The sequence below is a fragment of the Natronospira bacteriovora genome, from assembly GCF_030848495.1.
In the GTDB taxonomy this organism is placed as follows: domain Bacteria; phylum Pseudomonadota; class Gammaproteobacteria; order Natronospirales; family Natronospiraceae; genus Natronospira; species Natronospira bacteriovora.
Window position 1 is genome coordinate 1 of sequence record NZ_JAVDDT010000006.1, and the last position, 21,799, is coordinate 21,799.

The 21,799-nt window shown below is 65.6% G+C and carries 18 protein-coding genes and 1 tRNA gene; 9 read left to right on the top strand and 10 right to left on the bottom strand.

The window, feature by feature from the left end; genetic code table 11:
* The first annotated feature begins 363 nt into the window (after positions 1-363).
* The 3 genes from RBH19_RS09485 to RBH19_RS09495 all read left to right on the top strand — a co-directional run bounded on the left by RBH19_RS09485 (position 364) and on the right by RBH19_RS09495 (position 2,384).
* Positions 364-645, top strand: a complete 282-nt coding sequence (locus tag RBH19_RS09485) for a BrnT family toxin (RefSeq protein ID WP_306728608.1) — start codon at positions 364-366, stop codon at positions 643-645.
* Positions 642-935, top strand: coding sequence for a CopG family antitoxin (locus tag RBH19_RS09490; protein WP_306728609.1), 294 nt, complete (start codon positions 642-644; stop codon positions 933-935). The genes RBH19_RS09485 and RBH19_RS09490 overlap by 4 nt, the downstream gene beginning before the upstream one ends.
* A 510-nt stretch (positions 936-1,445) precedes the next feature.
* Positions 1,446-2,384, top strand: a complete 939-nt coding sequence (locus RBH19_RS09495; protein WP_306728610.1) for an NAD-dependent epimerase/dehydratase family protein — start codon at positions 1,446-1,448, stop codon at positions 2,382-2,384.
* Between the two features lie 3 nt (positions 2,385-2,387).
* Here the strand turns inward: RBH19_RS09495 and RBH19_RS09500 are convergent, their stop codons facing one another.
* On the bottom strand, positions 2,388-3,167 hold the full coding sequence (locus RBH19_RS09500; protein WP_306728611.1) for a class I SAM-dependent methyltransferase: 780 nt from the start codon (positions 3,165-3,167) through the stop codon (positions 2,388-2,390).
* Positions 3,168-3,271: 104 nt separating this feature from the next.
* Between RBH19_RS09500 and RBH19_RS09505 the strand changes: the two genes are divergently transcribed.
* Positions 3,272-4,327 carry an MraY family glycosyltransferase gene (locus RBH19_RS09505; RefSeq protein ID WP_306728612.1) on the top strand — a complete coding sequence of 352 codons (1,056 nt, stop codon included), beginning with the start codon at positions 3,272-3,274 and terminating at the stop codon, positions 4,325-4,327.
* Here the strand turns inward: RBH19_RS09505 and RBH19_RS09510 are convergent.
* The 3 genes from RBH19_RS09510 to miaB are packed head-to-tail and all read right to left on the bottom strand — an operon-like array spanning position 4,278 to position 9,169.
* Complete coding sequence (locus tag RBH19_RS09510) at positions 4,278-6,053, bottom strand: O-antigen ligase family protein (protein ID WP_306728613.1); 1,776 nt, start codon at positions 6,051-6,053, stop codon at positions 4,278-4,280. The two genes, RBH19_RS09505 and RBH19_RS09510, sit on opposite strands and share 50 nt — an antisense overlap.
* Positions 6,046-7,812 carry an O-antigen ligase family protein gene (locus RBH19_RS09515; RefSeq protein ID WP_306728614.1) on the bottom strand — a complete coding sequence of 589 codons (1,767 nt, stop codon included), beginning with the start codon at positions 7,810-7,812 and terminating at the stop codon, positions 6,046-6,048. Before RBH19_RS09515 ends, RBH19_RS09510 begins: the two co-directional genes overlap by 8 nt.
* 10 nt (positions 7,813-7,822) lie before the next feature.
* Positions 7,823-9,169 (bottom strand): tRNA (N6-isopentenyl adenosine(37)-C2)-methylthiotransferase MiaB, encoded by a 1,347-nt coding sequence (gene miaB, locus RBH19_RS09520; RefSeq protein ID WP_306728615.1) that lies wholly within the window; start codon positions 9,167-9,169, stop codon positions 7,823-7,825.
* Between the two features lie 673 nt (positions 9,170-9,842).
* On the opposite strand from miaB, the gene RBH19_RS09525 reads away from it, so the two are divergent.
* Entirely contained in the window at positions 9,843-10,604 is a 762-nt protein-coding gene (locus RBH19_RS09525) for a YdcF family protein (protein WP_306728616.1), read from the top strand.
* An 18-nt stretch (positions 10,605-10,622) separates the two neighbouring features.
* On the opposite strand, the gene RBH19_RS09530 is transcribed toward RBH19_RS09525, so the two are convergent.
* The gene (locus RBH19_RS09530) at positions 10,623-11,483 is read right to left on the bottom strand and encodes an ATP-grasp fold amidoligase family protein (RefSeq protein WP_306728617.1); all 861 of its coding nucleotides are present in this window, start codon (positions 11,481-11,483) and stop codon (positions 10,623-10,625) included.
* A 208-nt stretch (positions 11,484-11,691) separates the two neighbouring features.
* Here RBH19_RS09530 and RBH19_RS09535 point away from each other — a divergent pair, with 208 nt between their 5' ends.
* The 3 genes from RBH19_RS09535 (at position 11,692) to traF (ending at position 14,209) form a co-directional block, all read left to right on the top strand.
* Complete coding sequence (locus RBH19_RS09535) at positions 11,692-12,102, top strand: MarR family winged helix-turn-helix transcriptional regulator (RefSeq protein WP_306728618.1); 411 nt, start codon at positions 11,692-11,694, stop codon at positions 12,100-12,102.
* Between the two features lie 481 nt (positions 12,103-12,583).
* Entirely contained in the window at positions 12,584-12,862 is a 279-nt protein-coding gene (locus RBH19_RS09540) for an oxidative damage protection protein (protein WP_306728619.1), read from the top strand.
* 24 nt (positions 12,863-12,886) lie between these two features.
* On the top strand, positions 12,887-14,209 hold the full coding sequence (gene traF, locus RBH19_RS09545) for a conjugal transfer protein TraF (protein WP_306728620.1): 1,323 nt from the start codon (positions 12,887-12,889) through the stop codon (positions 14,207-14,209).
* 596 nt (positions 14,210-14,805) lie between these two features.
* Here the strand turns inward: traF and mutY are convergent.
* The 3 genes from mutY to RBH19_RS09560 all read right to left on the bottom strand — a co-directional run bounded on the left by mutY (position 14,806) and on the right by RBH19_RS09560 (position 18,664).
* The gene (mutY, locus tag RBH19_RS09550) at positions 14,806-15,876 is read right to left on the bottom strand and encodes an A/G-specific adenine glycosylase (protein ID WP_306728621.1); all 1,071 of its coding nucleotides are present in this window, start codon (positions 15,874-15,876) and stop codon (positions 14,806-14,808) included.
* Complete coding sequence (locus RBH19_RS09555) at positions 15,876-18,260, bottom strand: AsmA family protein (protein WP_445353974.1); 2,385 nt, start codon at positions 18,258-18,260, stop codon at positions 15,876-15,878. The genes mutY and RBH19_RS09555 overlap by 1 nt, the downstream gene beginning before the upstream one ends.
* Before the next feature lie 330 nt (positions 18,261-18,590).
* Positions 18,591-18,664 (bottom strand) — tRNA-Gly (locus tag RBH19_RS09560).
* Between the two features lie 152 nt (positions 18,665-18,816).
* On the opposite strand from RBH19_RS09560, the gene RBH19_RS09565 reads away from it, so the two are divergent.
* On the top strand, positions 18,817-19,176 hold the full coding sequence (locus RBH19_RS09565) for a four helix bundle protein (RefSeq protein ID WP_306728623.1): 360 nt from the start codon (positions 18,817-18,819) through the stop codon (positions 19,174-19,176).
* Between the two features lie 23 nt (positions 19,177-19,199).
* On the opposite strand, the gene RBH19_RS09570 is transcribed toward RBH19_RS09565, so the two are convergent.
* Positions 19,200-20,453 carry a glycosyltransferase family 4 protein gene (locus RBH19_RS09570; RefSeq protein ID WP_306728624.1) on the bottom strand — a complete coding sequence of 418 codons (1,254 nt, stop codon included), beginning with the start codon at positions 20,451-20,453 and terminating at the stop codon, positions 19,200-19,202.
* 83 nt (positions 20,454-20,536) lie between these two features.
* A complete protein-coding gene (locus RBH19_RS09575) occupies positions 20,537-21,790 on the bottom strand; it encodes a glycosyltransferase (protein WP_306728625.1) in 1,254 nt (417 codons plus the stop codon).
* Positions 21,791-21,799: the final 9 nt, after the last annotated feature.

Sequence of the window (21,799 nt, forward strand, 5' to 3'; positions counted from 1 at the left end):
TGAGTGCTGAGTGCTGAGTGCTGAGTGCTGAGTGCTGAGTGCTGAGTGCTGAGTGGGGGCGTTAGAGGGTGTTGGGATGGTTTGGGTGTGACGGCTTCGAAGATGGGGTGAAAGGCCGAAGCCTTCGGCTTCCGCGCTTTGCGCGTATTAGGCCGGCCTGTGGCCGGCCGTTGGGCGCCGCAGGCGCCCGGGTTGCCGCCTCACGCCTTACGCCTCACGCTCGAAGCCGCAACACCCCAAGCCACCCCGGCATCCTCTAACGCCCCTCCGATTCACACCCGGCCCCGCCGACCCGCACCCTCTCAGCACTCAAAACCAAAGCTTCTGAAGACAATAGGCACACACATACGCTAGACTGAGCTCATGAAGACGCTAGTCTGGAGCTCAGAGAAGAACCAGAAACTGATCAAGGAGCGGGGCGTCTCGTTTGAGGACGTCCTGTTCGCGCTCCAATCCGGCCGGTTGCTTGATGACCTGATTCACCCGAAGCAGGAACAGTATCCCGGGCAACGGCTGATGATTGTGGAAATCGATGACTACGCCTGGTTGGTGCCCTACGTCGAAAGTGAGAGTGAACTGTTCCTGAAGACAATCATTCCCAGTAGAAAAGCGACCCGGAAATACCTGGCAAAGAGGTCCCCATGAGCAAAAAACAGCTCGACAAAGAGGAACAGGCGCTGGTGGATGCCTTTGAGGCTGGAGAGTTCCAGTCGGAACTCACCGAAGCCCGTGTGAAAGAGCTCCAGGAGGCGGCGGACGCCACGGCCCGAAAAGACAAGCGCATCAATATCCGTATCTCCAGTCGAGACCTTGAACTGCTCAAGCGCCGGGCCTTGAAAGAGGGGCTGCCTTACCAGTCCCTGGTTGCCAGTATCCTGCACAAATACATCGCCGGAAGCCTGAAAGACATCGAGTCCGACAACAACCATCGCTGATCCCAGTCACTTGCGCGAGTAATTCGGAAGGCGCCTCTGTGGTAGCGGCGTCCGCCTCGATCAACGCTTGGCCAGAGCCGTTAGCGGGCAGGGAGGCACCGCACGTTCACCGGCTCCGAAGGTGAGGCGTAAGGCGTAAGGCGTGAGGTGAAAGGCCGAAGCCTTTGGCTTCCGCGCTGCGCGCGATCCGCCCGGCCGGCAGGCCGGCCGTTGGGCGCCGTAGGCGCCCGGGTTGCCGCCTCACGCCTTACGCCTTACGCCTTACGCCTTACGCCTTACGCCTCACGCTCGAAGCCGCAACACCCCAAGCCACCCCGGCATCCTCTACCGCCCCTCCAGTCCACGCCCGGCGCCAGCCGAATGCCCAGCCCCTCCGATCAACCCCGGCCCCTCCGACCCGCACCCTCTCAGCACTCAGAACTCAGCACTGAGAACTCCCTTCCCCCCCTTGCCCAGAACCACCCAAACCCGGCAATCTGGCGACATCCCCAACAAAGGCCGCATCCCCGAATGAAAGTCCTCCTCACCGGCGCCAATGGTTTTATCGGCCGCCATGTCCTTGAGCAGCTGCTGGCGGGCGGCCATCAGGTCCGTGCGCTCAGCCGTCGGCCGGTGCTTGGCGTGGGTGAAGAACGTGAGGGGCTCGAATGGCAGGTCATTGATGACATCGGGCCGGAGACGGACTGGACCGATGCCCTGCGGGGCGTCGAGGTGATCATTCACCTGGCCGGCCACGCCCATCGGGCGGAGGGCGGGGATGATGACACGGCCCATGAGCGGATCAATTTTCACGGTACCCGCCGACTGGCGGAGTCAGCGGCCGGTCATGTGCGTCGGCTGATCTTTCTCAGCTCCATTGCCGTCCATGGCCTGCGGGAAAGCGACGCCGCCATCGACGAAGAAACGCCGCTGCGGCCCGCCAGTGCCTATGCCGAATCAAAGGCGCGGGCGGAGGAACATCTGGCCAGTGTGCAGGAACGAGGCTGGATGGAGACACTGTGCTTGCGTGTTCCGCTGGTGGTGGGGCCGAATGCACCGGGCAATCTCGGCCGGCTACAGGCAGCGGTGGCCCGGGGCTGGCCCCTGCCCTTCGCCGGTGTCCGCAATCAGCGCAGTCTGCTCGGCGCGACGCACCTGGCGCGGGCGCTGTGCGGCTGCATCGAAACCCCCGCCTTCAGTCGCAATGCCTATGTCCTGGCGGACGCCGAACCTCTCGGCACCGCCGACATGATTCGGGCACTGGCCGAGGGACAGGGTGGTGCCCCCCGGCTGTGGGCGCTGTCACCGGCCCTGCTACGCCGAACGGCCGTCCTGCTGGGCGGCAGCACCATGGCCGAACAATTGCTGGGGTCGCTCACCGTGAACGCCTCAAGCTTTCGAAGGGAAGTCGGAGACTACCAGCAACAGAGCACCTTCGAGGCCCTGCGCGACAGCATGATCCACGGCTGAGGCTCAGGCCGGCTTGCGCATCCTCATGGTCACCAGCCAGCAGAACCACAGCCCCGGCCCGAGGCGGCGCGCGAAGCGCTCGTCCATGCGCAGGCCCCAACCCATCAACGGCGGAATCAGCAGGCCGATGCGGGAAAAGCCCCGATAGCCCTGAATGCGATCGATCTCGAAATGGCGCTGCAGGATGCGGAAGGTCTTGCGGCTGAAAGGCCATTCCCAGTCCCGGTCGGACTGGAACGGCCGATAAAGCAGGCGAGCCAGCCGGTTCAGTGGCTCGGTCTGGGTGGGATCCACGGAAACCACCACCCCGCCCGGCTTGAGGACCTGGCTCAGGCGCCGGCACAGCACGTCGACATCGGGGAAGTGATGCAGCACCGAATGGGCGTAGACCACGTCGAAACCGGCTTCCGGCAGATCGGCCAGAAGAAAGTCACCGGCGATGGCGCGGGCATGGGGCAGGCCCTCCAGCTTTTCGTTGAGGGCGGCAACGGCACTGGGTGAAAGATCAATGCCGGTGTAATCACCGGCCTGCTCGGCCAGCCACAGGGACAGCTCATTGCCCCTGAAACAGCCCAGATCCAGCACCGCGCGCCCCGACAGATCCCCCAGCCATTGCTTGTGCCAGGCGATCACCCGCTCGCGCAGGCCGTGCCGGCGCTCGGCCCGCTGCAGGCCGCGGCGCAGGGCGGTCCAGCGATTGGTGATCCAGTTCGCCGCGGATTCATCCTGCCCGCCCGCCTGGAAGCGGGATTCGTAATAGGCTTTCTGTCGCCGGTTATCCATGCAATGCCAAGCGCTCCGTCAGGGGAGGCAGCCTCGAGGCCGAAGGCTCTATACTACCGCCCCACGATGCGAGACTCACACCGGGACCAGAGGATGCCCATGCAATGAATGGCTCGATGGCCGCTGTCAGCCTGGCAGCAATCCTTCTCAGCGCCCTGGGCTGCGGACTGTGGCGACCTCTGGCCAGACGCCTCGGATTCGTGGACGAGCCCAATCATCGCTCCCTGCACGAGCGACCCATGGTGCGTTCCGGGGGCCTGCCCATGGCCCTGGCCCTGCTGTTGGTACTGCTGCCCGCCTTCACCTTCCAGGCCATGACCCTGCCCTGGCCGTTGCTGCTGGCCCTGATGCTCGCCGCCGGCCTGACCCTGGTCTCGGCACTGGACGATCGCATTCCCCTGCCGGTTCTGCCCCGGCTGGGCAGCCACCTGCTGGCCTGTGTCCTGTTCGTGGCCCTGGGGCCGGAATTGCCGGCCTGGCTGGACGCCTGGCCACTCCCCGCCCTGCTGCCGGTCGGCCTGCTGGCGGTGCTGGCGCTGGCCTGGCTGATCAATCTCTACAACTTCATGGACGGCTCCGACGGCCTGGCCGGGGGGCAGGGCGTGATCGGTTTTGCCGCCCTGGGCGGCCTGGCGCTCATGGCCGATGCCCCCGAAACCGCCCTGGTCGCCTTCGCCATCAGCGGCTGCTGCCTCGGCTTTCTGTTCTGGAATGCCCCGCCCGCCCGGCTCTTTCTCGGCGATGCCGGCGCCATTCCCCTGGGTTTCCTGGCCGGCGCCCTGAGCCTGCAGCTGTGGCTGAGCCACGCGGTTCCGCCGTGGCTGACGCTGCTGCCCTTCGCCCCTTTCTGGGCGGATGCCAGCATCACCCTGCTTCGGCGCCTGTGGCGGGGAGAACGAATAATGCAGGCCCACCGGGAGCACTACTACCAGCGGCTGGTTCAGTCGGGATGGGGACACGGGAAGACGGCCCTGCTGGGCTGGGGCCTGATGCTGTTTGCCGCTCTGGCCGCCCTGGCCGGCCAGTATCTGGACCATTACCTGGGCCAACAGCCGGGCCAGCCGGCCCAGGTCCTGCTGGGACAGGCCGCCCTGGTGACCCTGGTGCTTCTCAGTCTGCTGCTGACCGCTTTCTGGATCGCCCGACGCGCAGGCGATTGAAGCACCAGTCGGTCGGCTGCCGACCATGGCCTCCGAGATACAGGGCCATGGCCATCAGCAAGGCCACGCTCACCGCCACCAGATTCATGGACAGGCCGGCCTCGGTCAGGAAGGTGCCACACAGGGCCATCCAGGCGGCCGCAAAGGGCAGGCCGTCGTGGCCGCCGCGCTTCGGCTGCCCCGGCCCTGGCCGCAGGCTCACGTAGAGCAGGCCACCCAGAAGCAGCAGCAGGGCCAGAAAGCCGAGAATGCCCCGGGTGGCCAGGGCCTCGAAGTATTCACTGTGCGCATGGGAATAGGGGGTGATGCGATGGTCACCCAGGCCGGCCTCCGCCTGGGCGATCAGATAATTGCCGAAGGTGCCGGTGCCATGCCCCAGCAGCGGACGCTCCAGAAAGGCCTGCCAGGCCAGACGCCACATTTCCATGCGCCGGCCCATGGAGCGATAGACATGGGTGTAGCGGTACTCGCCCTTCCAGCGGGCAATGGGCGTGACGTCGATCCACCCGCCCGGAGCCAGTTCGATCTGGAGATTGCTGGTGGCAAAACGGCCGGCATCCAGCAGCAGCTCACCGGACTCGGCGGGCACGCTCTGCCACTCGCCACCGCGGGCCCGAATACGCGCACCCTCACCCCTCACCTGAACGCGCGCGGCCTGATCCTCCCGGCGCTCACTCAATGAACGCGGCAGCCGTGCTTCGGCCGGCGCCTCATCCGCCGCCCGCAGGTGAATGCGTGCCCCCTCGCCACAGGGCTTTCCCGCTTCGGCCTCCACCACCCGGGCCTCGTCCAGCCCCTGCTGGTGGAATCGTGGCCCGTCCAGCAGCACCGCCAGAATGCGGGCATCGTCCTGGCAACCCGTGCGGCTTTCCGCCCGGGGCGGCAGGCGGGCCTCAAGGGAAAAATACGCACGCACCTGATGCACGCCTTCGCCGAAACGCGCCCCGATGCCGTCCTGGGCCACCAGCAACGCCACCGCCAGCACCGCCATGGGGCCCAGCAGAAAAACCGCACCACCACGCCGATCACCATAGCGGAGCAGCAGAATGGCCAGGGTCAGGAAACCGGCGGCCACGCCCACCACGCCGGCCCGCACCCCGGTCATGAGCATGGCCAGCAGGGCCGCCGCCGCGCCCAGCCCCAGCAACAGGGCCAGCCACTCCGAACGATAGCGCCAGGCTCCCCCGGCCAGGCACACCGCCATGAGGCAACTGACGAGACCGAAACTCATCACATGGGCATCGCCCGAGACACGGTGATCCAGACCCTGACCGGACTGCCACACTTCCAGCCCGGCGGCGACACCGGTCACCAGCCCGCCCACCGCCAGGGCGGCCCACAGCAAGCGCACCGGAGGTTGCAGCCACAGCAGGCTGATCAGCCAGGGCAGGAAGAAGAGCAGGCGATTATGCCGATCCAGGCGGCCCAGACCTTCCATGCCGAAGCCATCCAGCGCCCAGGCCAGCAGCCCCACCATGAGAAACGCCCACACCAGCCAGAGCCAGCGCCGGGCGCCATTGTCAGCGAAGCGCAGAAAGCCGATGCGAAAGCCGAACCAGAGCCCCGGCAGCCCCGCCAGCAGCAGGGCCAGATTGCGGCCATCGCGGGAAACCAGCAGCAGGCAGGGGGCCAGCAGAAGGCAGAGGCCAAAGAAGCGCTGGGCACCACTCAAGCCTCGCCACCAGGCCAGTACATCGGATACAAGTCCGGCTTGCCGATCAGTCATGGGACGCTCCTTTTCCCCCTTGCACTCGCCGCCGGGCCGGGCGCAGGCGATTGCGCGACCAGTCCACGGCAGGTGGCGATCCTTGCCCGAAATACAAAGCCAGCGCCATCAGAAAGGCGATACTCACCGTGGGCAGATTGCTGGACAGGCTGGCCTCGGTGACAAAGATCACCGCCAGTGCCGTCCAGCTGGCCAGGAAGGGCAGCGCCTGCGGGCCACTGCGCAGACTGGCGTGCATGAGGGCGGCCAGCAGGGCGATCAGCATCAGCACTCCCGGCACCCCGCGGGTGGCCAGGGCCTCCAGGTATTCGCTGTGGGCATGATCGTAATGGGCCATCACATGAGGGGCGGCGCCGGCCTCGATGCGGACGCGGGCAATCTCGTTGAAGCTGCCGGTGCCATGCCCCAGCAGGGGACGTTCCGCGAAGGCCGCCAGGGCAATGCGCCACATCTCCAGGCGCTGGCTCATGGAGCCGAACACATGGGGGTAGCGGTACTCGCCCGGCCAGCGGGCCTCCGGCACCCATTCCAGCCAGCCGCCGGGCGCAATATCGATCTCGATGCGCGAACGATGGATGCGATCCGAGGCCAGGCTCAGCCGCGCCAGGCTGGCGTCCACCGTCTGCCATTCACCGTCGCGCAGGCGCAGGCGCGCACCCTCCCCCCGCGCCATGACCAGCCCATCCGCACGCCCGACATCGATGGGCAGCTGCCGGGGCAGGTAGAAGCGGGCATGACTCTCTCCCGCCCGCAGGCGAAAACGGGCGCCCTCGCCACAGGGGGCATCCGCCGCCCCCGGCAGCACCTCGACGGTCTCCAGACCCCGTTGCAGGGTATAGAAGGCCGACAGACTGGCCTGCAGCAGGCGGGGGTCATCCTGGCAGCCGGCCACGGCCTCCACCCGTGGGGGCATGCGCCCTTCCACGCTGAAGTAGTCGCGGGCCTGATCCAGGCCCGTGGCAAAACGGGCCTGCATGCCCTGCCCGACCACCAGCACCAGCAAGGGCAGGAAGAGCAGCGGCAGCACCAGGAAAAGCAGGGCCGCACGCCCGTCCCCCCGGCGCCAGAGCACAAGAGCGGCCACGGGCAGGGCCAGGGCCAGGGCCGGCAGGCCAATGCGCATTCCGCTCAGCACCAGCCCCAGGGCGGCCGCCAGCATGCCGGCCAGCAGCCACAGGGCCAGCAAGGGCTGCCCCCGATGCTGCCAGGCGGCCACCGCCAGGGCAGCGGCCAGCAGGGTACACAGCAGGCCAAAGACCAGCTCATTGGCATCACCGCCAACACGGTGGGCGAAACCCTGATCCGCCTGCAGCACTTCAAGACCGGCCGCCAGGCCAAAGCCGAGTCCGGCCAGACCCAGAACCGCCCACAGCCAATGCCGGGGCGGACGCAGCCAGAGCAGGGTGATCAGCAGGGGCAGGAAGATCAACAGGCGGTTGTGGCGGGCAAAACGATCAACACCACCCTCGACAAAACCATTGGCCGCCCAGCTCAGCAGGCCAACGGCAAGAAACAGCCAGACCAGCCAGAGCACACGGCGGCCGGCCCGGTCGGGGAAGGCCAGAAAGCCGATCCGGAATCCGTACCAGAGCCCGGGCAGGGCCAGCACAAGCAGGGTGAGATAGCGGGCTTCCCGCCACAGCAGCAGGCAGAGAGGGGCCAGCAGCAGGGTCACCGCCACCACCCGTGGCCATGCCCCCAGGCCACCCCACCAGTCACGCCATTCCCGGATCAGACCGGCCAGCCCGCCATCAACCATGCGGCGCGGCTCAGGAAGCCTGGCTCAAACTGTCACCGGCCAGGCGGCCGCGCAGACTGTTGGGCATGGCCTCGGTAATGACCACATCCACGAACTGGCCGATCAGATGCTCGGGGGCATCGAAGTTGACCCAGCGCATGTTCTCGGTGCGCCCGGCCAGCTGGCGGTCATCCTTCTTGGAGTGGCGCTCCACCAGCACCTTCTGGGTACTGCCCACCATGGATTCACTGATGGCGCGGGCCTGCTTGTTGAGCCGATCCTGCAGCAGTGCCAGGCGGCGCTTCTTCTCGTCCAGGCTGACATCGTCCTCGAAGGAGGCAGCCGGGGTACCGGGGCGGCGGCTGTAGATGAAGGAGAAGCTCTGGTCGAAACCCACGTCGGCGATCAGCTTCATGGTGTCGTTGAAATCCTTTTCGGTCTCGCCCGGGAAACCGATGATGAAATCCGAGGAGATGCTGATGTCGGGACGGGCCTCGCGCAGCCGGCGCAGCTTCTGCTTGTACTCCAGCACCATGTGGCCGCGCTTCATGGCGGCCAGGATGCGGTCGGAGCCGCTCTGCACCGGCAGGTGCAGGTAACTGGCCAGCTCGGGCACGTCGCGGTAGGCCTCGATCAGGTCATCGGTGAACTCCACCGGATGGGAGGTGGTGAAGCGGATGCGCTCGATGCCGTCGATCTTCGCGGCGTAGCGGATCAGCAGGCCCAGGGAGGCGGTGCCGCCGTCGGCCATGGGGCCCTGATAGGCATTGACGTTCTGGCCCAGGAAGGTGATCTCGCGCACGCCCTGCTGGGCCAGCTCCACCGTCTCGGCGATGACATCATCAAAGGGGCGGCTGATTTCCTCGCCGCGGGTGTAGGGCACCACGCAGAAAGTGCAGTACTTGGAGCAGCCTTCCATGACCGAAACAAAGGCCGTGGGGCCTTCGGCGCGGGGCTCGGGCAGATTGTCGAACTTCTCGATCTCGGGGAAGGAGACATCCACCACCGGCTTTCGGGTGGCGCGGGCCTGCTCGACCATGGCCGGCAGGCGGTGCACGGTCTGGGGGCCGAATACCATGTCCACGAAGCTGGCCCGCTCGGCAATGGCCTCCCCTTCCTGGCTGGCCACGCAACCACCCACGCCGATGACCAGGTTCTCGTTGGCGTCCTTCAGCTCCCGCCAGCGGCCCAGCTGGGAGAAAACCTTCTCCTGGGCCTTTTCCCGCACCGAGCAGGTATTGAGCAGGATCACATCGGCCTCGGCCGGATCCCTGGTCACTTCCATGCCATGGGCGTCCATGAGCACGTCCACCATCTTGGCGGAATCGTACTCGTTCATCTGGCATCCGTGGGTCTGGACAAAAAGCTTGCCGGGCATGGTGCTGCACCGCTGGTTTGCTGGAAATGACCGGACATTATAGCGCAGAGGGGGTGGAGGCTTGGAGGGGGGGCGGGATGAGAGTTCTGAGTTCTGAGTTCTGAGTTCTGAGTTCTGAGTTCTGAGTTCTGAGTTCTGAGTTCTGAGTTCTGAGTGCTGAGTGCTGAGTGCTGAGTGCTGAGTGCTGAGTGCTGAGTGGGTGCTGGTCGGAGGGGGCGGGGTTGATCGGAGGGATGGGGCTTTCGGTTGGCACCGGGCGTGAATCGGAAGGCGACCTGGGCCGAAGCCGTGCCACCTGCTGTGGGAGCGGCATTCCTGCCGCGATTGGGGTTTGCCGGAGCCGGGAAGCCGGCGGTGCCGCTCGCCCGCTAACGGCTCCGGCAAGGCGTTGATCGAGGCTAAAGCCTCTCCCACAGGCACGGCATCGATCGGGGCCGCCTTTTCGATTCACGATTCACTCAAAATGCCGATTACGACTACGACTACGATTACGACTACGAGGGCACTGCCCACTCAGCACTCAGCACTCAGCACTCAGCACTCAGCACTCAGCACTCAGCACTCAGCACTCAGAACTCAGCACTCAGAACTTCCTTTCCACCAATGAATCCGCTCCTACGGTGGCGGTCGAAGGGGGTAAACTACGCCCGTTTTCTGAACGAGGATTTCTCAGGTGCTGGATACGCTGATTGCGGGGCTTTACATCCTGGTATCGCCGCTGGGGCTGGTGATGCTGTTGCTGGTGCTGGGCGCGGGGTTTCTGATTCTGCGCTGGCGGCGGGCGGGTGTGGGCACGGTGACCGGTGCCCTGCTGCTGCTGTTCCTGTTTGCCAATGAGCCCTTCGGGCGTCTGTTGCTGACGCCGCTGGAAAGCCGCTATCCGGCGCTGGAATCCGTGCAGGGGCTGGAAGAAGTGCGCTGGGTGGTGGTGCTGGGCTCTCATGCCTCGGATGCCTCGGATCTTCCGGCCACCAACCGCTTGTCCGGTGTGGCGGCCCTGCGCCTGATGGAGGGCATCCGCCTGCACAACCGCCTGCCGGAAAGCACATTGATCCTGTCCGGGGGGGTGGCCTTTTCGGGCTCGCCCAGCGCCACGGTGATGAGCCGGGCGGCGCTGGAGCTGGGTGCCGATCCGGAGCGGGTAACGACCCACCCCGGGCCGCGCAATACCTATGAGGAAGCGGTGAAGCTGCGCGCGACCCTGGGCGAGGAGGCCTTCATTCTGGTGACCTCCGCTTCCCACATGCGCCGCGCCATGGCCCTGGCCGAGGCCCAGGGCCTGAACGCCATCCCGGCGCCGACGGTCTGGCGCACCCGCAGCGGCAAGGGCGACCCGCGCCGTTTCCTGCCCTCATCCACCGGCCTGGCCATGTCGGAGCGGGCCATGCATGAATACGTGGGGTTGCTCTGGGCACGGTTGCGGGGCGAGCTGTAGAAGGATCCGGGCGCCGGCCTACCACCAGCTGCCCATCTCGAAATCAAACGATTCGGGCCAGAAGCGGCCGCGGCCGGACTCGGGGTAGCAGGTGAGCTCCCCCACCAGAATGCGGCCATCCAGGTTGTAGAGATCCACGCGCAGAAAGTCGAAGCCGGCCGCCGCCGACTCGGCCAGCTCAATCATCGTCTCAAGGCCCGCGGGCTCGTCCAGGGTCGGCCCGTCCTCATAGACATAGCGCACATCCATCTTCCGCCAATCCGGGGTATAAAGACTGCGTCGGTGGCCAGTGAAACGCTCAAAGTCCACCTGGATGAGCTTCACCCGGCCGTGGAAGACGAAGAGCTTGTAGTCCAGCGGCAGCCGGCCTTCCCTGTCCTGCAACAATGGCTCCACCAGCACCCGTCGCGGCACCTGGCTGTACAGCCATTCGTGGTGGCGGTCACCAAAGCTGGGCCCGCCCAGCCACTCCCGAACGATGCGGATGAGCTCGTCGCCCTCCGGGTGCCGGCCCGGCTCAAGAACAAGCACCTTGCCGGAGGAATGCGCCGGCTTGAGCACGCAGGCTTCGGGCAGGCTGGCCGGGTCGAAGTCCTCGGCCCGGGCAATGACCTGCTCCACCGGCACCAGATGGGGCTCCACCCGCTCCCCCAATGTCTCGCGCAGGTACTCGCGCATGCAGAGCTTGCCGTTGACCCGTGGAAAGCGGGGGTCGTGGTCGAAAAGCTTGCGACAGAGGATCTTCTCATTGAAGGAACGCGGGTGACGAAGATTCGGACGGTAACCGACGTCGCGTCGAAAACGCCGGCACTCCTGACGATAGCCGAACAGACGGTCGAGCCGGGCCGAGATACCCCGCAGAAACTCGCTCGTTGTCATTCACGACACTCCAGCACCTGGCTCAAGCCCCCGGCCCCCACTTTCAGGCAGCAGACTAGCCCACCAGCTCTGAATTAGCCAATAGGAGCCCGATGACAGTTCGGGAAGCATTTCCCGTGGACTGCGGGTACACTGTTGCGCGGTTGACTTGGTGATATGTGCAGGAGCCTGCCAGATGAAGTCGCAAGAAGCCTCACGGGAACCGTTCATGACACTCGTTCGCGAATTGGTGCGAACCTATCAGGCCTTCGAGACCTTCGCCATTCCCGACATCCGTCATCACGGTTTCAACCCGGCGGAATTCGACGTACTGGTAACCCTGGGCAATACCCCGGGGATGACCCTCACCGAACTGGGCGACAGCACCCTGCTGTTCAAGACCACCCTGACCAGCGTGGTAGACCGCCTGCAGAAAAAGGGACTGGTAAACCGCGTGCCCTGCCAGGAAGACAAGCGCCGCACCTACGCCAGCCTCACCCCCGAGGGTGAAAGGATATTCGAAGCCATCTTCCCCGCCCATATCGAACACCTGAAAAGCCGCCTCGGCAAGATCCCGCCCCGCCAGCGCGACCGCCTGGTAAAGGCCATGCGGGAATTGCGCTCGCATTTGGAGGTTTGATGATTGGTGCTGAGTGCTGAGTGCTGAGTGCTGAGTGCTGAGTGCTGAGTGCTGAGTGCTGAGTGGGTGCCGGTCGGAGGGGCTGGCGGTTCTCGGAGGGACCGGGCTTCGAGGGGCTGGTGAGGCGTAAGGCGTAAGGCGTGAGGGGAAAGGCCGAAGCCTTCGGCTTCCGCGCTTTGCGCGTATCAGGCCGGCCTGCGGCCGGCCGTTGGGCGCCACAGGCGCCCGGATTGCCGCCTCACGCCTTACCCCTTACGCCTCACGCTCGAAGCCGCAACACCCCAAGCCACCCCGACCCCCCGCTAACGCCCCTCCGATTCACACCCGGTGCCAACCGATAGCCCGATCCCTCCGATCAACCCTGCCCCCTCCGACCAGCACCCACTCAGCACTCAGCACTCAGAACTCAGCACTCAGAACTCCCCTCATAAGTTACAATCCCCCCACACCGAATCATCCGCCAAACCTCAAGGAGCGCGCCATGAGCCGCAAAGTCCACTGCATCCTTCTGGGTACCGAGGCCGAGGGGCTGGATCGGGTGCCTTATCCCGGCGATCTCGGCAAGCGGATTTTCGAGAACGTTTCCAAGGCCGCCTGGCAGCAGTGGCTGAACCATCAGACCATGCTCATCAACGAATACCGCCTCTCGCCCATCGAGCCCAAGGCCCGCAAGTTCCTGGAAGAGGAAATGGAAAAGTTCTTCTTCAGTAACGACAAGGTAAGCAAGCCGGAAGGCTACGTACCGCCCGAACAGTCGTGAAAGCGCTTGCAGGGAGGCAGGCTGTTGCGATCCACTGATTCGCAAGCTCGTGCACACCCGCTCCGGAACCTGACTTGCAGTCTGGGCCTGGCACTGGCCCTCGGCCTGCCCATCCAGGCCCTGGGCAATGCCTTTACCGCGCTGGACGCCCGCTCACTGAGCCTGGGCGGTTCCGGCGTGGCAAGCACCCGGCCCTACAATGCCCCCTTCTTCAATCCGGCCCGCCTGGCAGGCAACCCGCAGGTAGAGGGCCGGCGCGATGAACTCACCTTCCTTCGGCCCTACGTCGGCGTTCGCCTGATTGATCGTGACGGCTTCCTGGATGCCCTGGATCAATACCAGGAGAACGACAACAGCAGCCGCCTGGATACGGCTCTGGACGAACTCGAGCAGAGCCTGCGTGATCTCGACCCCAATCGCGAGGATTTCCTTGCCGTGACCACCGCCGGCAACGCCCTGCTGGATGATTACCAGAACCTGTCCGACAAACCCCTGCGACTGGTGGGCTCGGGGGGGATGAATGTGGGCTACCCCTCGGAACGCTGGGGCTTTGGCGCCCACCAGCGCATCAACGGCGCCATCGGCATGGAGATCCGGGTCTCCGAGAGTGATATTGCCGCGGTTCGCGAGGTACTGGATTTCATCGACTTCCTGGTGGAACTGGTGGACGCCGATGAACTGCCCGACGACGTTGATCTCCCGGTCCTGCCGGATGATTTCCAGTCCGAATTCGCCCTGCAGGGCATGCTGGTGGAAGAAACCGGGCTCAGCCTGGCCGCCCAGATTCCCGGCATGAGGCGCACGTCCGTCGGGGTCACGTTGAAACAGCTGCGGGTGGAAACCCTGGACTGGCGCACCGAAGTGGACGATGCGGAAAGCGATAACTTCGATCGCGAGCAGCAGAGCCTCACCTACACCGACTCCAATATCGACATTGGCCTCACCCATGAGCTGGACGAACACTGGACGGCCGGCCTGATGGTGCGCAATGCCATTGCCCGGGATTACCTCACGGTGCTGGGAAATGAGGTGCGCCTGCGCCCCGTCGCCCGCGTCGGCCTGGCCTGGCAGAACGAGCAGTGGACCGTGGCCTGGGACATGGACCTGAACGAAACCGAAGCGGTGGGTTTCGACCCCAGGAAGCAGTTCATCGCCATGGGTGCGGAATACCGCCCCTGGCGCTGGCTCGCCCTGCGCGGCGGCTACCGCCATGAGCGGGTACTGGAGGAAGGGGAACTCTCCCTCGGCTTCGGCCTGGCCATGCGCCATGCCCACTTCGACCTGGGCGTGAGCACCGACGGCCGTGATTCCATGGCCGCCGCCCTGCAGTTCGGGGTTCGCTTCTGAAAGGCGAAAACCGTTTAGCCGCGAAATGCACGCGAAATGGACGCTAGATTTTGGGCCGTGCTGAGGGTGCCGCCGTGCTGCTTCGGAGGGGCCGTGCCTGCGGAGGGCACGAAAGATATTGACCACGAAATGAACACTAAATGGACACAAAATAAGGCCTGGCACCGCAGGTGCTGACTGCCCCCCCCCTGTGGGAGCGGATTTATCCGCGATCACAATCCCTCGGTTGCCACGCCAACTGTTTCCTGAGGGCTTGGTGCCGGAGCCAGGCTGGGTGATTGGACACGGAGACCACGGAGAACACGGAGCGGGGTGTTGTGTTGGCTTTGATAAAGGTCGCGTGTCGCTGAGGGTTGGGTAGCGTTAGTTGGTTTGATCGCGGCGGACGCCGCTCCCACAAGAAACACCCCCCAGAGCCGGCTTCGCCGGCAGGAGCAAGGAGCTAGGAGCAAGGAGCAAAAGGCACAACAGTTGCTGGTTGCTGTGGGAGAGGCTTTAGCCTCGATTAGTGCCTGCTGATGGCAGCAGTCGAGGCTAAAGCCTCTCCCACAGCAGAAAACTCCCGAGCCGGCTTTTTCCTTGCTCCTTGCTCCTTACTACTTGCTCCTACCCAACATCCCCAGCAACCGCTTAACCGGGGCCGCCAAACCCACCGTTGGCACCTCATCCAGGGGAAACCACGCCAGATTGTCGCTGTCGGCCACCCGATCCGGGCAGGTGGGCAACTGGGCATGGACGGGGCGGATGGCCAGTTCGAAATGGCTGAAGACATGCCGCAGCTCTGACCAGGGGGTGGTGTAGCTGGGTTTCACGCCAAGCTGGCGGCGGCACCAATCAGTGGGGTCGCCCTGCACTTCCGGAAAACCCCACAGGCCGCCCCAGATGCCGGTGGGTGGACGGCGCTGCAGCAGCACCTGGCCTTCGGCCACCGGCATGAGCATGGTGGTGTGGCGCAGGGGTTTTTCCTTCTTCGCTTTCTTGCCCGGCCAGCGTTCCGGTTCACCGCTGGCCCGGGCCAGGCAATCCGCATTCAAGGGGCAGGCCTCGCAAGACGGACGACTGCGGGCGCAGAGGGTGGCACCCAGATCCATCATGCCCTGGGTGTAGGCGCGCAGTTCCTCGTCGGGCAGATGCCATTCGGCCAGTTGCCAGAGACGGCGCGAGACCGCCGTGCGGCCGGGCCAGCCGTCCACGGCATGAAAGCGGGCCAGTACCCGCTTCACATTGCCGTCGAGTATGGGATGACGCTGGCCGCGGGACAGGGCGAGGATGGCTCCGGCGGTGGAACGGCCGATGCCCGGCAGGGCCTCGAGGGCGTCGATGTCCGCCGGCAGCTCGCCGCCGTGCTCGTCCCGGATCGCCCCGGCGGCCTTGTGGAGATTGCGCGCCCGGGCGTAATAGCCCAGCCCGCTCCAGAGATGCAGCACCTCGTCCACCGGCGCATCCGCCAGGGCGACCACATCCGGAAAACGTTTCATGAAACGTTCGAAATAGGGAATGACCGTGGTCACCTGGGTCTGCTGCAGCATGATCTCGGACACCCACACCCGGTAGGGCGTGGGGTTCTGCTGCCAGGGCAGGTCGTGGCGCCCGTGACGGTAATGCCAGTCCAGCACCCGGCGGGCCAGGTCCGAACCCGCCGCCTTCTTCGCCGCCCCGGCCGCCATCAACGCCTCCGCATATCCCGCAGGCGCTGGCGCAGCTCTTCCTCGGTCTCGCGGGCTTCCTCACGGGCCCGTTCGCGGGTGTCACGGGTGCGCTCCTCCGCCAGCTGACGCAGCAGGCGGTCCGTGTCGAAGGAAAAGCGCGGGGCCAGGGGCGTGCCGGTCATGCGCAGGGCCAGCTCCCGCCCCTGCAGCTGGCCATCGTCGGCCCCCATGCCCGCCCCGGCCTCGCCGCGCAGGCGGGCGCCGAGACGATAGTCCATGGACAGATCCACCAGGCTCAGCCAGCCGCCGCCGCTCAGCATCAGACCCTCGGTAATCAGGGCAAAGTCCTCGCTGACCAGGCGGCCCTCTTCCACCGTGCCGCTCAGGCCCAGGGCCGAGAAGGGTGTGCGGCCGCGATCCTCGCGCACGGAACGATCCTCGCGCAGGCTGCGGGTGGCGCGGGAGAACTCGTGCGCCAGGTCAGTGCCTTCCACCGCGCCTTCATCAAAGGCCAGGCGCATGTTGCCGTTCAGGGTGGGGCGCAGCTCGCCCACGGTACGGCCACGGCCGCTGAGCTCCATGTGGACATTGGCCAGGCCACTGAGCTGCTCGATGTTGAACAGATCCCCCAGCAGGCCGGCAATGCGCACGTCGCTGAGACGCTCGGTGAAACGAATCACGGGTTCATCCCCGCTGGCATCCACGAGCAGCTCACCGCTCTGGCGCCCGCCATAAAGGCGCGCATCAATGGGTGCCAGGCGCAGGCGGTCATCGGCGATGCGCACCCCGGCTTCCACCGATTCCAGATTCATGCCGGCCAGCTGCAGGCGGTCAATGCGCAGGCGCCCGTCCACGTCCTGGCCACGGATGGCGTCCACGGGAATCTCGATGGCATCCAGATCCAGGGGCTCCCCCTCCACCACCGGGGCGTCCTCGTCCGGCGCGGTGTAGCGATCCAGGTCGATGGCATCCAGACCCAGATCGAAACGCAGCGCCAGCGGTTCCAGGCTGGGCAGGCGCAGCTGCCCGGTGATGCGGCTGTCATCCAGGACGATGTCCATGTCTTCCAGGCTCAGGGACTCACCCTGCATGCCGAAGGCGGCGGTCAGGGAAAAGCGGGTAAGGACATCCGGATCCCGGGTTTCGGGCAGGAACTCATCGGCCAGACCGATGGCTTCCAGCAGCGCCCGGGGGGAAAATTCGGACAGCCGCAAGGTGGACTGGATGCGCTGCTCCTCGCTGCCCAGGGCCGTAATGCGGGTGGGAAACTCGACCCGACCATGGCCGAAATTCAGCCAGCCATCACCCAGCACCAGCTCTTCACTGCCCAGGTCCAGCTGCCCGGCCAGGCGCCAGGACAGCTCCCCGAGCCCTTGCAGGCGCAGGCCTTCGGGGGCGGCATCGTCCAGGAAGGGCGCCAGTGCCGTGGCCGGAAACTCGCCGGAGGCCAGACGGAAATCCACCGCCGGCGCCTCGGACAGGCGCGCCACCACTACTTCACCGCCGAAGGGCATGTCGCCCAGGCGACCCACAAGACCCTCAAGGGCCAGGCCATCCGCATCCATGTCCATCACCAGGCTGTCCCAGCCCAGGCGCATGGCCAGGGGCGAGTCCGGCAAATCCTCGCCTTCCAGGTCCAGGCGGAAGGCCATGTCATTCAGGTAAATGCGATTCTCGTCATTGAGCACGGCCAGCAGCAGACCCTCGCCCTCAAAGCGGCCGCTCATGGCCGGCTCATTGAGGCGAAAATCCAGGCCGGTGTCGAAATTGAGGGGATCACCCCAGCGAATCTCCCCCAGGCGCAGGGCCCAGTTGCTCGCCTCCGCCTGCAGGCCGGTGGTCTCATCCCGCCAGCTCAGGGCGGCATTCGACAGCCGCAAGCCGCCAACGGTGATGGCCTCCAGCGCCGCCAGATCCAGCTCACCCTCCTCCACCGGCGGTGCCTCGGCCGGCTCATCCACCTCGACAATCAGGTCTTCCCAGTTGCCCACCCCATCGGCATTCACCGCCAGATGCAGCTGCAAGCCATCCACCCGAATCTCGGCCACCTCCAGGCGACCCCGAATCAGGGGAATCAGGCGCAGGCGAACATCGGCCGCGTCCAGGCGGAAGAAATCCCCCTCGAACCCTTCCGCATTGCCCAGCACCACCCGGCCCGTTTCCACCCCCAGCCAGGGGAAGACCGACAGGGAAAGATCCTCCTCAATGCGAAGCTCGCGCCCGGTGGCATCGCGCACCGCCTGCTCGATGTCCTCGCGATAATCATTGGGATCGAACAGCAGACTGACCGCCACCACGGCGATGGCCAGCAGCGCCAGAAGAGCTGCAAGGAGAATACCGAGAACGATGGCTAGCTTGCGCATGGTGAAGGCTTCCTTGGCCCGGGGGTTGGAAGCATCCATTCTAGCGTTTGGAGGCGATGGGGTGTGAGGGGGAGTTCTGAGTTCTGAGTTCTGAGTTCTGAGTTCTGAGTTCTGAGTTCTGAGTGGGGGAGTGGGGGTTGTGGGCGTGAGTGTAGTGGTGATCGGGGTTTTGGGAACGAGTGAGGCGTAAGGCGTGAGGGAAGGGCCGAAGCCTTTGGCTTCCGCGCTTTGCGCGTGTCAGGCCGGCCTGCGGCCGGCCGTTGGGCTCCACAGGCGCCCGGTTTTTACCTCACGCCTTACGCCTTACGCCTCACTCGTTACTCCTCACGCCTTACGCCTCACTCGCACCAGCGCAGCCGGGAAAAAAACTGGAGCGGGTGATGGGAATCGAACCCACGTTCTCAGCTTGGGAAGCTGATGTTCTACCATTGAACTACACCCGCGTCGGGGCCAATTCTAACCGGCAGGTGGGTTGGTGGGAAGGAGTTCTGAGTTCTGAGTTCTGAGTTCTGAGTTCTGAGTTCTGAGTGCTGAGTGCTGAGTGCTGAGTGGGGTAGCTTTGGAGTTTGGGGGGCTTACGGGGGAGCGTCGGGGGGTGCGGCGGTTTGAGGATCTGGTTGCTTGGCAGAAGGCTCGTGCGTTGACTCGGGCGATTTATCAGCACACCAGTCGAGGGCAATTCGAGCGTGATCTTGGGCTGTGCGGCCAGATTCAGCGCGCGGCCGTTTCTGTCATGTCGAATCTGGCGGAAGGATTTGAGCGCGGATCGAGCCGCGATTTCCATCGTTTCCTCGTTATCGCAAAAGCTTCTTGCGCGGAACTCCGTTCGCAGCTCTACGTGGCGCTGGACAACGGCTACCTGACACAGTCGGAGTTTGAGGCGCTCAGCAAGATGAGCCTGGAAGTCTCAAAAGTCATAGGCGGCCTGCGAGCAGCCGTCTCCCGTCAAAGATAAACCCAGCGCCCGGAACTCAGCACTCAGCACTCAGAACTCAGCACTTCCCCATACAACCCCACCAACTTCGGCCCTTCCGTCTCCCACGACAGCCAGCGCCCATTGCGCCGGGCCGAGGCCGCGAAACGCGCCCTGAGCTCGGCATCGTCGCGCAGGCGAATCATGGCATCACGCACGGCGGTCGGGTCGGCGGGGTCCACCAGGAGGCCGAAGTCGGCTTCGGTGACGATCTTGCGGATTTCGGGGAAATCGCTGGCAATGACCGGCAGGCCGGCCATGCCGTATTCGAAGATCTTGTTGGAGTCGGTGGTGTAATGGTTCAGGCCGGCGTTTTCCAGCAGCTGCAGGCCCACATCCGCGGAGGCCGTCCACTCCGCCAGTTCCTGCCAGGGCACGGCGTCGAGGAAATGCACCCGCTCGCTCACGCCCAGGGCCCGGGCACGTTCACGCAGGGTCTCGCGCAGGATGCCGGGGCCGAGGAAGGCGAAATGCGCCTCCTCCACCTCCGGGACCCGGTCGATGATCATCTCCAGGCCACGTCGGGGCTGCAGCCCGCCCTGGTAGAGAAACAGCACCGCCTCGTCCGGAATGGCCACGGCCTCGCGCAGGCGGCGACCGGCCTTCACTTCCCGGTACAGGGGGCGGTTCTGGATCACCACCGGCTCGGGGATGTCATGCACGCGGGCGAAGTGCTCGGCGCGCAGGCGGGTGGTGGTGATCATCTTTGCCACGCGGCGGGCGAAGTAACGCTCGAAGCGGCCCACCACCGGCCCCATGCGGCCAAAACCGGTGCGGTCGGTGGTGATCTCGTGGGCATCGTAGATGACCGGCCGGCCGCGGGCGGAGCAATACACCCAGGGCAGGGCCTGGATGTCATGGGCGTGATAGACATCGGCGCGCAGGGAACGGATGGCGCGGGTAAAGCGCAAAAAGCCCGGCAGCACGCGCACGGCGCGCAAAAGAATGGCCACCGGGCCGGGGCGGTTCTTGTGCAGGGCCCAGGGCTCGGGCCGGCGAATGGTGAGCACGTCGAAGCCTTCCGGATGACGATGGCGCCCGATTTCTTCCGGATCCCAGCTCGCCGCCACCACCGTGACCCGGGCACCGCGGCGGGCAAGCTCCGCCGCCGAGCGCACCACGCGGGCATCGTGACGCAGGCTGCCCCAGACCGCCATCACCACATCGCGCCCCGCCAATCGCTCACCCCCGGCCGATTGCTCACCCCCGGCCGATTGCTCACCCAAGGGGCGCGCGCCCTGATTTTCCCCACTGCTCATGCCTGCTCCCGACGAGGATGAAAAACCGGCAGCAGTTTAGCAGGCTCCGGCGGCCCTGCCCCGCCAGCGCCCACAGCCCGGCTCTAGAGCAACCGTGCCAGCTGGCCGACGTAATCGTCCTCCACCGCCTCCCAGGTCAGCGAAGGGGCCGCCGCCCGGGCATTGGCCGCCAGTCGCCGGCGCAGCCCGGCATCACTGGCCAGATGCGACAGGGCCCCGGCAATGGCGTCCACGTCATGGGGGTTCACCAGCAAACCGAAGTCGTGCCGGCGCACGTAACGACGGATCTCGGGAAAATCACTGGCAATCACCGGCAGGCCCGAGAGGGCGTATTCGAACAGCTTGTTGGAATCGGTGCTGTAATGGTTGAAGCAGGTATTGCGCAAAAGCTGCAGGCCAATGTCCGCCGAGGCGGTGTAGGCGGCCAGCTCCTCCAGCGGCACCGCCCCGGGAAAATGCACCCGCCTGGCCACGCCCAGCTCATCGGCCAGCGCGGCCAATGAGGCCTGCTGGGCGCCGCCGCCCATGAAGACCAGTTCCACCCCCGGCACCCGGGCCACGGCCCGCACCATGTTGTGCAGTCCCCGCCCTTCCTGCAGCCCGCCCTGGTAGAGGGCAATCACCGCCTCCGGCCCCAGCCCCAGCTGCTCGCGCAGGCGATCACCCGCCTCCGCCACCACCCGGCGCGGGAAGTTCGCGAACACCAGCGGCGCGTCTTTCAGGCCATAGACCCGGCGAAAGTGACGGGCCCGCATGGCCGTGGTTGTGATGGTGAGATCACAGCGGGGCATCACGCAGCCCTCGATCACCCGGATCAGACCACGCAGTTTCTGGTAATAGCCTTCCCGGTCCAGGTTCACTTCATGGGCGTCATACACCAGGCGCGCGCCACACAGGCGCGCCCCCAGCCAACCCGTCAACAGGGTGTTCACATTGTGCGCCAGCACGATATCCGGCCGCGCCCGACGCAGCAGCGGCAGCATGCGCAGCAGAATCATGAAGCGGCGCAGCAGCACCATCATCAGGCGCGAACGCCCGGGCCGGTATGGCGCCGGGGCCGAACCACCCTGGCCCGCCCCGGCCCGGCGCTTCTCCTGCCGCCGACGCCGCCAGCGCCCCAGCCAGCCCTGGCGGGTACGCCGAATCTCGAAGCCATCCGGATGCCGCTCGTAAAGCGCGCTCTCCCCCGGCATCCCCGCACTCACCACCGTCACCCGCCAGCCGGCCCGCACCAGCGAGGCCGCCTGCTTCACCACCCGCGGATTGCGCAGCACACTGGTACGCACCAGCATGCAGACATGCCCCTGCTTGTTCCGGTCATCGCCGACCTTGCTCATCATGCGTCT

Coding starts and splice junctions, on each gene's coding strand:
- mutY (WP_306728621.1), bottom strand. CDS start 15,876: ATGGCGGCCGGGGCGGCGAAGAAGGCGGCGGGTTCGGACCTGGCCCGC.
- RBH19_RS09515 (WP_306728614.1), bottom strand. CDS start 7,812: ATGGTTGATGGCGGGCTGGCCGGTCTGATCCGGGAATGGCGTGACTGG.
- RBH19_RS09555 (WP_445353974.1), bottom strand. CDS start 18,260: ATGGATGCTTCCAACCCCCGGGCCAAGGAAGCCTTCACCATGCGCAAG.
- RBH19_RS09490 (WP_306728609.1), top strand. CDS start 642: ATGAGCAAAAAACAGCTCGACAAAGAGGAACAGGCGCTGGTGGATGCC.
- RBH19_RS09535 (WP_306728618.1), top strand. CDS start 11,692: ATGACACTCGTTCGCGAATTGGTGCGAACCTATCAGGCCTTCGAGACC.
- RBH19_RS09485 (WP_306728608.1), top strand. CDS start 364: ATGAAGACGCTAGTCTGGAGCTCAGAGAAGAACCAGAAACTGATCAAG.
- RBH19_RS09570 (WP_306728624.1), bottom strand. CDS start 20,453: ATGAGCAGTGGGGAAAATCAGGGCGCGCGCCCCTTGGGTGAGCAATCG.
- RBH19_RS09505 (WP_306728612.1), top strand. CDS start 3,272: ATGAATGGCTCGATGGCCGCTGTCAGCCTGGCAGCAATCCTTCTCAGC.
- RBH19_RS09530 (WP_306728617.1), bottom strand. CDS start 11,483: ATGACAACGAGCGAGTTTCTGCGGGGTATCTCGGCCCGGCTCGACCGT.
- miaB (WP_306728615.1), bottom strand. CDS start 9,169: ATGCCCGGCAAGCTTTTTGTCCAGACCCACGGATGCCAGATGAACGAG.
- RBH19_RS09575 (WP_306728625.1), bottom strand. CDS start 21,790: ATGAGCAAGGTCGGCGATGACCGGAACAAGCAGGGGCATGTCTGCATG.
- RBH19_RS09495 (WP_306728610.1), top strand. CDS start 1,446: ATGAAAGTCCTCCTCACCGGCGCCAATGGTTTTATCGGCCGCCATGTC.
- RBH19_RS09500 (WP_306728611.1), bottom strand. CDS start 3,167: ATGGATAACCGGCGACAGAAAGCCTATTACGAATCCCGCTTCCAGGCG.
- RBH19_RS09540 (WP_306728619.1), top strand. CDS start 12,584: ATGAGCCGCAAAGTCCACTGCATCCTTCTGGGTACCGAGGCCGAGGGG.
- RBH19_RS09510 (WP_306728613.1), bottom strand. CDS start 6,053: ATGACTGATCGGCAAGCCGGACTTGTATCCGATGTACTGGCCTGGTGG.